The organism is Streptomyces sp. NPDC093260 (assembly GCF_040683715.1).
In the GTDB taxonomy this organism is placed as follows: domain Bacteria; phylum Actinomycetota; class Actinomycetes; order Streptomycetales; family Streptomycetaceae; genus Streptomyces; species Streptomyces sennicomposti.
The window spans coordinates 406,344-419,708 of the sequence record NZ_JBFBEK010000004.1 but is presented as its reverse complement, the minus strand read 5'-3'; the positions used below and the strand labels follow the sequence as shown (position 1 = coordinate 419,708).

General features: G+C 70.3%; 10 protein-coding genes. 9 read left to right on the top strand and 1 reads right to left on the bottom strand.

Features of this window, described 5'->3' with window-relative positions; genetic code table 11:
* Positions 1–130: 130 nt before the first annotated feature.
* Complete coding sequence (locus AB0N63_RS07995) at positions 131–1,087, bottom strand: hypothetical protein (RefSeq protein WP_365525634.1); 957 nt, start codon at positions 1,085–1,087, stop codon at positions 131–133.
* Positions 1,088–1,223: 136 nt separating this feature from the next.
* On the opposite strand from AB0N63_RS07995, the gene AB0N63_RS07990 reads away from it, so the two are divergent.
* The 9 genes from AB0N63_RS07990 (at position 1,224) to rodA (ending at position 13,209) form a co-directional block, all read left to right on the top strand.
* The gene (locus tag AB0N63_RS07990) at positions 1,224–3,848 is read left to right on the top strand and encodes a valine--tRNA ligase (protein WP_365525631.1); all 2,625 of its coding nucleotides are present in this window, start codon (positions 1,224–1,226) and stop codon (positions 3,846–3,848) included.
* A gap of 224 nt (positions 3,849–4,072) precedes the next feature.
* On the top strand, positions 4,073–5,596 hold the full coding sequence (locus tag AB0N63_RS07985; RefSeq protein ID WP_365525629.1) for a folylpolyglutamate synthase/dihydrofolate synthase family protein: 1,524 nt from the start codon (positions 4,073–4,075) through the stop codon (positions 5,594–5,596).
* A gap of 5 nt (positions 5,597–5,601) precedes the next feature.
* Entirely contained in the window at positions 5,602–5,967 is a 366-nt protein-coding gene (locus AB0N63_RS07980) for a DUF4233 domain-containing protein (RefSeq protein ID WP_365525626.1), read from the top strand.
* 57 nt (positions 5,968–6,024) lie between these two features.
* Positions 6,025–6,438: a nucleoside-diphosphate kinase gene (gene ndk, locus AB0N63_RS07975; RefSeq protein ID WP_365525623.1), complete on the top strand. Its 414-nt coding sequence runs from the start codon at positions 6,025–6,027 to the stop codon at positions 6,436–6,438.
* 314 nt (positions 6,439–6,752) lie between these two features.
* Positions 6,753–7,772, top strand: coding sequence for a rod shape-determining protein (locus tag AB0N63_RS07970; RefSeq protein WP_019983803.1), 1,020 nt, complete (start codon positions 6,753–6,755; stop codon positions 7,770–7,772).
* 162 nt (positions 7,773–7,934) lie between these two features.
* On the top strand, positions 7,935–8,933 hold the full coding sequence (gene mreC / locus AB0N63_RS07965; RefSeq protein ID WP_365525620.1) for a rod shape-determining protein MreC: 999 nt from the start codon (positions 7,935–7,937) through the stop codon (positions 8,931–8,933).
* A gap of 15 nt (positions 8,934–8,948) precedes the next feature.
* A complete protein-coding gene (gene mreD, locus AB0N63_RS07960) occupies positions 8,949–9,629 on the top strand; it encodes a rod shape-determining protein MreD (protein WP_365525617.1) in 681 nt (226 codons plus the stop codon).
* A 116-nt stretch (positions 9,630–9,745) separates the two neighbouring features.
* A complete protein-coding gene (gene mrdA, locus AB0N63_RS07955) occupies positions 9,746–12,013 on the top strand; it encodes a penicillin-binding protein 2 (RefSeq protein ID WP_365525615.1) in 2,268 nt (755 codons plus the stop codon).
* Positions 12,010–13,209, top strand: a complete 1,200-nt coding sequence (gene rodA / locus AB0N63_RS07950) for a rod shape-determining protein RodA (RefSeq protein ID WP_365525613.1) — start codon at positions 12,010–12,012, stop codon at positions 13,207–13,209. The genes mrdA and rodA overlap by 4 nt, the downstream gene beginning before the upstream one ends.
* The last annotated feature ends 156 nt before the right edge of the window (positions 13,210–13,365 follow it).

Genomic DNA, 13,365 nt, shown 5'->3' with positions numbered 1-13,365 from the left:
AGCTTCTTGCGCCCCTGCGGAGTCCGGTCCCCTCGGATCTCGAAGTCCATCGCACCCCTTGAACTGGGGTGTTGCAACGACCACTAGAACCCAAGCACCGACCGGGGCCCCTTCCGTGTGTCCGCGGGCGTCAGATCTTGACGCGGACGTCCTTGCGGAGATTGGCGGCGAGGCTCGCCGCGTCCTGCATGGAGCCGCCCTTGCCGGTGGCCATCCCGGCCACGCTGTAGGAGATGACGAAGGCGACGGTGCTGTGGTCGCCCCAGATGCAGAACGGCAGGTGCAGGGTCGTGCCGCTCTCCTTGGTCTCCGTCTCCTGGCACTTCAGGACGCCGCCGTCGAGCCCGTCGGGCTTGAACTCCTGCGGGCTGCCGACCAGCTTGCCGTCGCCCGAGGAGTCCTTCTCGGCGCTCTCCCTGGTCTTGGCGAACATCGCGTCGACCACCTTCTCCGGGTCGTCGATGGTGCCGTAGACGCCGCTGAAGGAGAGGGACTTGGCCGTCAGGCCGGTCCCGTTGGCGTAGGCCGCGCTGACCTGCTTGGGGTCCTTGATGCCCCACTTCTGGAAGTCCGCGAGGTCGTCGTCGGACATGGTGTCCGGGGCGTCGCCGGACTTCTCCGACTTCTTGTACGTCCCGTCGATCACCGTCGCCGGCGTCACCAGCTTGTGCGGGCCGTCGTCGGCCACCGAGCCGCCGCCACCACCGCCGCCGATCACGAAGTACGCGCCGACCGCGATCGCCGCGACGACCGCCACCGCCCCGATGATCAGGCCCGTCTTCTTCTTGCCGCCGGAGGGGGCCGGGGGCTGCGGCACCGCGCCGTAGGGCGGCTGCTGGCCGTACTGGGGCGGCTGGCCGTACGGCGGCTGCTGCTGGCCGTAGGGGTTCGGCTGGGGCGGGACGCCCTGCGGGGGCTGCTGCGGGTAGCCGTAGCCCGGCTGGGCCGGAGGGGCCTGCTGCGGGTAGCCGTAGCCGGGCTGCGCGGGCGGCGCCTGCGGCGGCTGCTGGCCGTAGGGGCCCGGCTGACCGTACGGTCCGGGCTGCTGGGGCTGCCCGCCGTACGGGCCCGGCTGGTTGTAGCTCATTACTGGGTTCCCCTCCAGATGCTTATGCGTACCTGACATCCTGGCGCAGAGCCGCCGGGCCCACGGCATCGGGGTGCGCACCGTTACACAACAAATGCGGTTCGGGCCAGCGCCGTGACGCCTCTAAACTGAGCGCGTGACCGACAACGCTCAGCAGCAGCCACCAGCGCCCGACACCGAACTGCCGACCCAGTACGCGCCGGCCGATGTAGAGGGGCCGCTGTACGAGCGCTGGGTAGAGCGGGGCTACTTCGAGGCGGACGCGAAGAGCGACAAGCCGCCGTACACGATCGTCATCCCCCCGCCCAACGTCACGGGCTCCCTCCACCTGGGCCACGCCTTCGAGCACACGCTCATCGACGCCCTCACCCGCCGCAAGCGCATGCAGGGCTACGAGACGCTGTGGCAGCCCGGCATGGACCACGCCGGCATCGCCACGCAGAACGTCGTGGAGCGGGAGCTGGCCAAGGAGGGCAAGTCCCGCCACGACCTGGGCCGTGAGGCCTTCGTGGACCGCGTCTGGCAGTGGAAGTCCGAGTCCGGCGGTCAGATCAGCGGCCAGATGCGCCGCCTCGGCGACGGCGTCGCCTGGTCCCGTGAGCGCTTCACCATGGACGAGGGCCTCTCCCAGGCCGTCCAGACCATCTTCAAGCGCCTCTACGACGACGAGCTGATCTACCGCGCCGAGCGCATCATCAACTGGTGCCCGCGCTGTCTGACCGCGATCTCCGACATCGAGGTCGAGTACCAGGACGACGACGGCGAGCTGGTCTCGATGAAGTACGGCGAGGGGGCCGACACCATCGTCGTCGCCACCACCCGTGCCGAGACGATGCTCGGCGACACCGCCGTGGCCGTCCACCCCGACGACGAGCGCTACAAGCACCTGGTCGGCAAGCTCATCAGGCTGCCGCTGACCGACCGCTCCATCCCGGTCGTCGCCGACGAGCACGTCGACCCGGAGTTCGGCACCGGCGCCGTCAAGGTCACCCCGGCCCACGACCCGAACGACTTCGAGATCGGCCAGCGCCACGACCTGCCGTCCCTCACCGTGATGGACGAGCACGCCGTCATCACCGCCCACGGCCCCTTCCAGGGCCTGGACCGGCTGGAGGCCCGCTCCGCCATCGTCGCCGCGCTGCGCGCCGAGGGCCGGATCGTCGCCGAGAAGCGGCCCTACGTCCACTCCGTCGGTCACTGCTCGCGCTGCAAGACCACCATCGAGCCGCGCCTTTCCATGCAGTGGTGGGTCAAGGTCGGCCCGCTCGCCAAGGCGGCCGGCGACGCGGTCCGCGAGGGCAAGGTCACGATCCATCCCCAGGAGATGGAGAAGCGGTACTTCGACTGGGTCGACAACCTCCACGACTGGTGCATCTCGCGCCAGCTGTGGTGGGGCCACCGCATCCCCGTCTGGTACGGCCCGAACGGCGAGGTCGTCTGCGTCGGTCCCGACGACGAGGCCCCCACCGGCGAGGGCTGGCACCAGGACACCGACGTCCTGGACACCTGGTTCTCCTCCGGCCTGTGGCCGTTCTCCACGCTGGGCTGGCCCGAGCAGACCGAGTCGCTCGCGAAGTTCTACCCGAACTCCGTCCTGGTCACCGGCTACGACATCCTCTTCTTCTGGGTCGCCCGGATGATGATGTTCGGCCTGTACGCGATGGACGGCACCCCGCCGTTCCACACCATCGCCCTGCACGGCATGGTCCGCGACCAGTTCGGCAAGAAGATGTCGAAGTCCTTCGGCAACGCGGTCAACCCGCTGGACTGGATGGACAAGTACGGCTCCGACGCGCTCCGCTTCACCCTGGCGCGCGGCGCCAACCCGGGCGTGGACGTCCCGATCGGCGAGGACTGGGTCCAGGGCTCGCGCAACTTCGCCAACAAGATCTGGAACGCCACCCGCTTCGCCCTGATGAACGGCGCGACGGTGGACGGCCCGCTGCCCGAGCCGTCGGCGATGTCGGCGACGGACCGCTGGATCCTGTCCCGCCTCAACTCCGTCGTCGCCGAAGTCGACGCGTACTACGACGACTTCCAGTTCGCCAAGCTGTCGGACACGCTGTTCCACTTCGCGTGGGACGAGGTCTTCGACTGGTACGTGGAGCTGTCCAAGACCACGTTCCAGGCGGGCGGCGAGGCCGCCGAGGTCTCCCAGCGCGTCCTCGGCGAGGTCCTGGACGTCACGCTGCGGCTGCTGCACCCGGTCGTGCCGTTCGTCACCGAGACGCTGTGGACCACCCTCACGGGCGGCGAGTCGGTCGTCATCGCCGAGTGGCCTTCCGACAGCGGTTTCCGCGACACGGATGCCGAGCGGGAGATCGAAACGCTCCAGTCGGTCATCACCGAGGTCCGCCGCTTCCGCGCGGACCAGGGCCTCCAGCCGGGTCAGCGCGTCCCGGCCCGGCTCACCCTGGACGGCACGCCGCTGGCGGTGCACGAGGCCGCCATCCGGCAGCTGCTGCGGCTCCAGCCGGAGGGCGAGTCGTTCACCGCGACGGCCACCCTGCCGGTCGCCGGCGCCGAGGTCGCCCTCGACCTGTCCGGCACGATCGACGTGGCGGCGGAGCGCAAGCGGCTCGCCAAGGACCTGGCCGCCGCGGAGAAGGAGAAGGCGCAGGCGAACGGGAAGCTCGGCAACGAGGCGTTCCTGGCGAAGGCGCCCGACCACGTGGTCGAGAAGATCCGCACCCGGCTCGCCAAGGCCGAGGAGGACATCGCGCGGATCTCCGCACAGCTGGAACGGCTGCCCCAGGCGTAGCCGCCGACGACCCGTGTGAGGCCCCGGAGCAGACGAGACTCCGGGGCCTTTCGGCTGCTCCGGGGCGGGACGTCCGCCCGCGGGCCAAAGACGGCGCGGCACGCGCCCCGGAAGGGGCGCGGGGAACTGCGCCACCGGCCACGCCGCGCCCGCACCCGGGCAGGACGCCTGGCCACCCCGCACCGACGCCGCGCCCCGCTCGCCGCCTCCGTAGACTGAACCCCGTGAGCGACCTTCCGCACGAAAACGGCCGGAACGACCGGCCCGACCCCCTCGACTCCTTCGACGAGATCATCGAGGCCGAGACCACCCGCGACCCCGACCTCGCCGTGATCGAGGCCGGCAGCCGCACCCTGCGCACCCAGGGCGGCCCGCCGCAGGCGGACGTGCCGGGCCGGCCGGAGGACCCCGAGGTCGACCGGGCGCTGCGCGAGGTCGAGGCGGAACTCGGCACCCGCTGGGGCGAGACCAAGCTGGAGCCCTCGGTCACCCGGATCGCGGCCCTGATGGACGTCCTCGGCGAGCCGCAGCGCTCGTACCCGTCCATCCACATCACCGGGACCAACGGCAAGACCTCCACCGCCCGCATGATCGAGGCCCTGCTCGGCGCCTTCGAGCTGCGCACCGGCCGCTACACCTCCCCGCACGTGCAGTCGATCACCGAGCGGATCAGCCTGGACGGCGCGCCGATCTCCGCCGAGCGGTTCATCGAGACGTACGAGGACGTCAAGCCGTACGTGGAGATGGTCGACGCCGCCCAGGAGTACCGGCTGTCCTTCTTCGAGGTGCTCACCGGCATGGCGTACGCCGCCTTCGCCGACGCGCCGGTGGACGTCGCCGTGGTCGAGGTCGGCATGGGCGGCAGCTGGGACGCCACCAACGTGATCGACGCCGATGTCGCCGTGGTCACCCCCATCGGGCTCGACCACACCGACCGGCTCGGCTCCACCACCGGCGAGATCGCCGGGGAGAAGGCCGGGATCATCAAGCAGGACGCCACCGTGATCATGGCGCAGCAGCCGGTGGACGCCGCCCAGGTGCTGCTGAAGAAGGCTGTCGAGGTCAACGCCACCGTGGCCCGCGAGGGCCTGGAGTTCGGCGTCGTGGCCCGCCAGGTGGCCGTCGGCGGCCAGCTGCTGACCCTGCGCGGGCTCGGCGGCGAGTACCCCGAGGTGTATCTGCCGCTGCACGGCGCCCATCAGGCGCACAACGCCGCCGTGGCGCTGGCCGCCGTGGAGGCGTTCTTCGGCGTCGGCGCGCAGCGTGCGGAGCAGCTGGACGGCGAGAGCGTGCGCAAGGCGTTCGCGTCGGTGTCCTCGCCGGGCCGGATGGAGGTCGTGCGGCGTTCGCCGACCGTCGTGCTGGACGCGGCGCACAACCCGGCCGGCGCGCAGGTGACGGCCGAGGCCGTGCAGGAGGCGTTCGACTTCAGCCGGCTGGTCGGCGTCGTCGGCGCCAGCGCCGACAAGAACGTGCGCGGGCTGCTGGAGGCGTTCGAGCCGATCTTCGCGGAGATCGTGGTCACCCAGAACTCCAGCCACCGCGCGATGGACGCCGACGAGCTGGCCGCGATCGCGGTCGAGGTGTTCGGCGAGGACCGCGTCCAGGTGGAGCCGCGGCTGCCGGACGCCCTGGAGGCCGCGATCACGCTGGCCGAGGAGGAGGGCGAGTTCGCGGGCGGCGGCGTCCTCGTCACCGGTTCCGTCATCACCGTAGGTGAGGCCCGACTGCTCCTGGGAAGGGGCTGACCCACGTGCGTACGCTCTGTTCCTCGACCCTGCTCGGCGAGTTCTTCGTCATCGGCTTCGCCGCGCTGGTCGCGATGAAGGACCCGGACCTGTCCATGGGGACGGTGTGGACGGTCAGCGGCATCGCGATGGTGCTGTGCGTGCTGCTGTGCGGCGTGGTGACCCGGCCCGGGGGCGTCGTCCTCGGCTGGGCGCTCCAGATCGCGCTGATCGCCTCGGGCTTCGTGGTGCCGGTGATGTGGTTCCTCGGCGTGGTGTTCGCCGCGCTGTGGTGGGCGTCGGTGCACTTCGGGCGGAAGATCGACGAGGCCAAGGCGCGGTTCGCGGCGCAGGCGGCGCAGCCGGGGCCCTCCTCCCCTGACCCTGTGTGACAGCGGCCCTGTAATCTCGTCCCACCGCACACGTGTACCGCAGTTAAGGAGTCCCTCGTGACCCAGCGCACCCTCGTCCTCCTCAAGCCCGACGCCGTCCGTCGTGGCCTGACCGGCGAGATCATCAGCCGTATCGAGCGCAAGGCCGGCTGGCAGATCACCGCGCTGGAACTGCGGACCCTGGACCAGGACACGCTGGAGCAGCACTACGGCGAGCACAAGGGCAAGCCCTTCTACGAGCCGCTGGTGGAGTTCATGTCCTCCGGTCCTGTGGTCGCCCTGATCGTGGAGGGCGAGCGGGTGATCGAGGGCGTGCGCGCGCTCGCCGGTCCGACCGACCCGATCGCCGCCGCGCCCGGCTCCATCCGGGGTGACTTCGGGGTGATCGTCCGGGAGAACCTGATCCACGCCTCCGACTCCGAGGAGTCCGCCGAGCGCGAGGTCAAGCTCTTCTTCCCCGGCCGGGCCTGAGCCGCGGTCCGCGAGGGCCGTGCCCCTTCTTTCTGACGTATCGTCAGCTCATTGGGCTGTCTGACCTGGGCGGTCGTGCGAAACCGGCCGCCCTTTCGGCATACCCGATGCCGAAAGAGGGAACGCGTGCCCCCGATGGACCGTCTCCACAAGCGAGGCGGTACGCCATCTGCTGACAATGGCGAAGACCCTCGCGCAGTGTTCGTGCAGGCGCGTCTACGATGGAAGCCTTCACGTCACAGCACCCACCTCGCCGTACCTGAAACGCCCTCAAAAGCTCAGGGAAGGCCAGACGAATCCTGATGGGGAACTCAATGTCGTTCATCGGCCGTGACATGGCTGTCGACCTCGGGACCGCCAACACGCTGGTGTACGTCAGGGGTCGCGGGATCGTACTCAACGAGCCGTCCGTCGTCGCGATCAACACGAACACCGGTGGCATCCTCGCGGTCGGCGCCGAGGCGAAGAAGATGATCGGGCGCACCCCGGGCAACATCGTGGCCGTGCGTCCGCTCAAGGACGGCGTCATCGCGGACTTCGAGATCACCGAGCGGATGCTCCGCTACTTCATCCTGAAGATCCACAAGCGGCGGTATCTGGCCCGGCCGCGGGTCGTGGTCTGCGTGCCCTCCGGCATCACCGGCGTCGAGCGCCGCGCCGTCATCGAGGCCTCCTCGCAGGCGGGCGCGCGCCAGGTGCACATCATCGAGGAGCCCATGGCCGCGGCCATCGGCTCCGGCCTGCCGGTCCACGAGGCCACCGGCAACATGGTGGTGGACATCGGCGGCGGCACCACGGAGGTCGCGGTCATCTCGCTCGGCGGCATCGTCACGGCCCAGTCCATCCGGGTGGCCGGCGACGAGCTGGACAACGCGATCATCCAGCACGTCAAGAAGGAGTACAGCCTTCTGCTGGGTGAGCGGACGGCCGAGCAGATCAAGATCACGATCGGCTCCGCGTACGAACTCGAGGCCGACGAACACACCGAGATCCGCGGCCGCGACCTGGTCTCCGGCCTGCCGAAGACCGTGGTCATCTCGGCCGCCGAGGTCCGCAAGGCGATCGAGGAACCGGTCAACGCGATCGTCGACGCGGTCAAGACGACCCTCGACAAGTGCCCGCCGGAGCTGTCCGGCGACATCATGGACCGCGGCATCGTCCTGACCGGCGGCGGCGCGCTGCTGCGCGGCCTGGACGAGCGGCTGCGCCGGGAGACCGGCATGCCGATCCACATCGCCGAGGACCCGCTGGACAGCGTGGCGCTCGGCTCCGGCAAGTGCGTCGAGGAGTTCGAGGCGCTCCAGCAGGTCCTGGACGCCCAGCCGCGCCGATGACGCAACTTTTCGATTCCGCCGTACGAGATGATCTTCTCTCGTGCGGCGGATCGTTGATATAGAGGCATAAGCTCCCACAATTGGGCCCCTTGGGTTTGCGCTCCGCCGTTTCGCGCACCGGGGGCCACCCGATTCCGACGAGGAAGGGCACGGCCGCCGCACGTGAGGGACACGAAAGAGAGCCGGCTGCTCCTGGTGCTGCTGATCGCCGTCGCGTTCGCGCTGATCACAGTGGACATCCGGGGCGGCGAGAACTCCCCGGTGGACGGTGCCCGGCGAGCCGCCGCCACCGTCTTCGGCCCGATCGAGAACGGCGTGTCGGGCGCGGTGAACCCGGTCGGCAACGCGGTCTCCGCCGTCCGCGACTCCGGCGAGCGCCACGACCGGCTCGCCGCGCTGGAGAAGGAGAACGCCGCTCTCAAGGCCAAGCTCGGCAGCGACGCCCGCAACCGCAGCCGCCTCACCCAGCTGGACAGGATGCTGAAGCTGGCCGGCGAGGGCCAGTACGGCATCAAGGGCGCCCAGGTCATCGCCATAGGAGCCGCGCAGGGCTTCTCCTGGACCGTCACCATCGACGTCGGCTCCGACGACGGCATCCAGCGCGACATGACCGTCCTGAACGCCGACGGCCTGGTCGGCCGGGTCACCACCGTCGGCCCCGACTCCGCCACCGTGCTGCTCGCCAACGACCCCGACTTCACCGTCGGCGCCCGGATGGAGGGCAGCGACGAACTCGGCTTCGCCGCGGGCCAGGGCGACCGCCCGCTGCGCGTCCAGCTCCTCAACGGCAAGGCGGAGGTGAAGAAGGGCGACCGGTTCGTCACCTTCGGCTCGCAGTCCGACAAGCCGTTCGTGCCCGGCGTCCCGGTCGGCGTCGTCTCCCGCGTCGACCCCTCCGGCGGCGACCTCACCCGCACCGTCTACGTCACGCCCTACGTCGGCTTCACCAAGCTCGACGTCGTCGGCGTCGTCGTCCAGGCGCCCAAGAAGGACCCGCGCGACACGGTCCTGCCGCCCAAGCCCAAGCCGACCCCCACGCCCACGGTGACCGTGACGGTCACCCCCAGCCCGACCGGCGGCGCCGAGACCGACGCACGCGGCCGGGACGGGAACGCCCGTGGCGGTGGCGACGGACAGTCCACCGACGACCAGCTGCAGTAGGAGCGAGAAGTCCCCATGCGCCTCAACCGGATTCTGCTCTCCACCGTGCTGGTCGTCCTCGCCCTGGTCATCCAGGTCAGCGTCCTGGCCCGGCTGCACCTGCCCGGCGCGGTCCCCGACCTGCTGCTGCTCACCGTCCTCGGCCTCGCCATGGTCTACGGCCACATCGGCGGCGCCCTGGTCGGCTTCGGCGCCGGGCTGCTCGCCGACATCGCCCCGCCGGCCGACCACGCCGCCGGGCGCTACGCGCTGGTGCTGTGCGTCATCGGCTACTTCGCCGGGCTCATCAAGCCCGAGACCGGCCAGGTGAAGTCGGCGGCCGGCCCGATGGCCGTGGTGGTCGCCGCCGCCATCGGCTCCACCCTGCTCTACGCGGGCGTGGGCGCCCTCGTCGGCGACACCGCGGCCCGCCATGTCGGCCTGCCCGGCCTGCTCATCAGCGCCGCCGTCTACGACCTGCTGCTCGCCCCGTTCGTGGTCCCCGGGATCATGGCGCTGGCGCGGCGCGCCGACAACGATCCGCTCGCCGAGACCGGTTCGGCCGCCAAGCAGAAGACCGACATCTCCTCCGGGTGGCTGTCCGCCGGCACCGGGCTGCGCATCGGCGGCCAGCGCGGCGCGCTCGGCGGCCTGAAGACCAAGGCCCGGGCGCGCACCACCCGCGTCGGCCGCATCAAGGGGGTCAAGCGGCTGTGAGCCCGGGCCAGTTCACCCGAACGGGGAAACTCCGGCGGAACGCGCGCGCCTCGGCCGCACGTTCACCATTCGTACGCGCGCACACGTCCGCACACTGAGAGGGGGAGGCCGCACCAGTGACCAACATCCCCGAGACCGGCCGGACCCCACGGGTCCAGATCCGGCTCGTCGTCATCCAGATCCTCGTCCTCTCCCTGCTCGGCACGCTCGGCGGCCGGCTGTGGTACCTCCAGATCCGCGAGGGCGCCCAGTACCAGAAGGAGGCGTCCGGCAACCACGTCCAGCAGGTCGTCCAGCCCGCCGTGCGCGGCTCGATCCTGGACGCGCGCGGCGTGCCGCTCGCCGACAACGAGACGCGGCTGGTCGTCTCCGCCTCCCGCACCGACCTGCTCAAGCAGAAGGACGACGGCAAGGCGGTCCTCACCAAACTGGCCGGCGTCCTCGGCATGGACCCGCAGGAGGTCACGCAGAAGGTCCGGCTGTGCGACGCGCAGACCCCCCAGCCCTGCTGGAACGGCTCGCCGTACCAGCCCATCCCGATCACCGACGAGGCCACCGCCAAGCAGGCCCTGCAGATCCGGGAGCGGGCCGAGGACTTCCCCGGCATCACCGCCGAGCCCGAGGCCGTCCGCCGCTACGCCGCCCCCGGCAAGTCCAACACCGCCCAGGTCCTCGGCTACCTCTCGCCGGTCACCGACGAGGAGATCCAGAAGGCCAAGAACACCTCCTCGCCCTATCTGCGCTCCGACATGGTCGGCCGCTCGGGCCTGGAGCGGCAGTACGACGCGCAGTTGCGCGGCAAGGCCGGCGTCACCCGCTACGAGGTGGACAACCTCGGCCGTGTCATCGGCAAGGCCAAGTCGGACGCCGCCGAGCCCGGTTCGAACCTGGTCACCAGCATCGACGCCCGGGTCCAGCGGGTCGCCGAGTACGAGCTGGACAAGGCGATGAAGGCCGCCCGCCAGCAGTACGACAAGATCACCGGCACCAACTACAAGGCGGACTCCGGCGCCGTCGTCGTCATGGAGGCCAAGACCGGCCGCGTCGTCGCCATGGCGTCCGCCCCGACCTACGACCCGAACGTCTGGGTCGGCGGCATCTCCGCCAAGGACTACAAGGCCCTGACCGGCAAGAACTCCGACTACCCGCTGCTCAACCGCGCCATACAGGGTCAGTCCGCGCCCGGTTCGACCTTCAAGGTGGTCTCCACGGCCGCCGCCGTCGAGGCCGGCTACGACTTCAACGGCAACTACCCCTGCACCAGCTCGTACTCCGTGGGCGGCCAGGTCTTCAAGAACTTCGAGGGCGAGAACTTCGGCCCCATCTCCCTCGGCCGCGCCCTGGAGGTCTCCTGCGACACGGTCTTCTACGGCCTCGCGGACAACGAGTGGAAGAAGGACGGCGGCATCAACCCGAAGAAGGGCCAGCCCAAGGACTACTTCTTCAAGACCGCCCACCAGTTCGGCCTCGGCCAGGAGACCGGCCTCGACCTGCCCAACGAGGTCACCGGCCGCGTCCCGGACCGCGCGTGGAAGCAGCGCTACTGGGAGGCCAACAAGGACGCCTGGTGCAGGACCGGCAAGAAGAACGGCAGTTACGTCGAGAAGATCGCCTACGAGAACTGCCTCGAGGGCAACAAGATGCGTGAGGGCGACGCGATCAACTACTCCATCGGCCAGGGCGACACGCTCGTCACGCCGATCCAGGAGGCCGTGATCTACGGCGCCATCTCCAACGGCGGCACCATGTACACGCCCACCATCGGCAAGGCGGTCGTCAGCGCCGACGGCAAGCAGGTCACCGAGATCAAGCCCAAGGCGCGCGGCAAGCTGCCCGTCACCAAGGCCACCCGCGACATGATGGACCAGGCCCTGGCCGGCGTGGCCACCCGCGGTACGGCGGCCTGGAAGTTCGCCGGCTGGCCGCAGGACAAGATCCCGCTGCACGCCAAGACCGGCACCGCCGAGGTCTACGGCAAGCAGACCACCTCCTGGCTGGCCACCTACAGCAAGGACTACTCGGTCATCATGACCATCTCCCAGGCCGGTACGGGCTCGGGCGCCTCCGGTGAGGCCGTGCGCAACATCTACAGCGCCCTGTACGGCGTCCAGGCCAACGGCTCCGTCGACAACAAGAGGGCCCTGCTGCCGACCCCGCAGAAGAGCCTGCCGAAGATCCAGGCCGACGGCACCATCGCCGCCCCGAAGATCTCCGGCGACCCGGCCAAGGACCAGGAGGCCATCGCCAAGCAGGTCGCCCAGCAGGGCGGCACCACCGCCCCCGACGGCCAGGGCACGGCGGCCACCACCAACACGCCCCCGACGGGCAACCGGGACACGCGCCGGCGCCAGCGCCGCCGGGGGAGCCGGAGGACGACCGCATGACCGGCGCCAACAGCTTCTCCGTCTCCGGGTACGGTCCCGACCGGGCCGGCTGGACCCGGCTCTTCGCCCGCGACTCCGTCACCCGCCGGCTCGACTGGCCGATGCTCCTGGCGGCGCTCGCACTGTCCGGGATCGGCTCCGCCCTGGTCTTCTCGGCGACCCGCAACCGCACCGAGATCAACCAGGGCGACCCGTACTACTTCCTGATCCGCAACCTGATGAACACCGGCATCGGGCTCGCCCTGATGATCGCCACCGTCTGGCTCGGCCACCGCGCCCTGCGCAACGCCGTGCCGATCCTCTACGGCGCCTCGGTCCTCGGCATCCTGCTGGTGCTCACCCCGCTCGGCGCCACCATCAACGGCAGCCGCAACTGGATCGTGCTCGGCGGCGGTTTCTCCATCCAGCCCTCGGAGTTCGTGAAGATCACGATCATCCTGGGGATGGCGATGATACTGTCCGCCCGCGTCGACGCCGGGGACAAGCCGTACCCCGACCACCGCACCGTGCTCCAGGCCCTCGGGCTGTCCGCGGTGCCCATCCTGATCGTGCTGCTCATGCCCGACCTCGGCACGGTCCTCGTCCTGGTCACCATCATCCTGGGCGCGCTGCTGGCCTCGGGCGCCTCCAACCGCTGGGTCTTCGGGCTGCTCGGCGCGGGTGTGGTCGGCTGCATCGCGATCTGGCAGCTGCACATCCTGGACGAGTACCAGATCAACCGGTTCGCGGCCTTCGCCAACCCCAGCCTCGATCCGTCCGGCGTCGGTTACAACACCAACCAGGCCCGCATCGCCATCGGTTCGGGCGGTCTGACCGGCGCGGGCCTCTTCCACGGCTCGCAGACCACCGGCCAGTTCGTCCCCGAACAGCAGACCGACTTCGTCTTCACGGTCGCGGGGGAGGAACTGGGCTTCGTCGGCGCGGGCCTGATCATCGTGCTGCTCGGTGTCATCCTGTGGCGCGCCTGCCGGATCGCCCGCGAGACCAGCGAGCTGTACGGCACCGTGGTGGCCGCCTCGATCGTCGCCTGGTTCGCCTTCCAGGCCTTCGAGAACATCGGTATGACCCTCGGCATCATGCCGGTCACCGGCCTGCCCCTGCCGTTCGTCTCCTACGGCGGCTCGTCGATGTTCGTGGTCTGGGTGGCGGTCGGCCTGCTCCAGTCCATCCGGGTCCAGCGACCCATGTCGGCGTAGCCGCAGGTCCGTACGCCGGGACGGTCCGGGTCCGTGCGCCGGGGCGTTCCGGGGGCCGCACCCGGACGGGGGGGGGCGGCGGGGGGGGGCGGGGGGGCCCCGCCCGCGGGCCGGGCCCCGCCCGGGGGGGGTTAGTGTTTTTACAAAACCACCCCC

Bases quoted from the DNA above. Each gene is read 5' to 3' on its own strand.
- AB0N63_RS07995 (WP_365525634.1), bottom strand. From the start codon at position 1,087: ATGAGCTACAACCAGCCGGGCCCGTACGGCGGGCAGCCCCAGCAGCCC.
- AB0N63_RS07970 (WP_019983803.1), top strand. From the start codon at position 6,753: ATGTCGTTCATCGGCCGTGACATGGCTGTCGACCTCGGGACCGCCAAC.
- mreD (WP_365525617.1), top strand. From the start codon at position 8,949: ATGCGCCTCAACCGGATTCTGCTCTCCACCGTGCTGGTCGTCCTCGCC.
- rodA (WP_365525613.1), top strand. From the start codon at position 12,010: ATGACCGGCGCCAACAGCTTCTCCGTCTCCGGGTACGGTCCCGACCGG.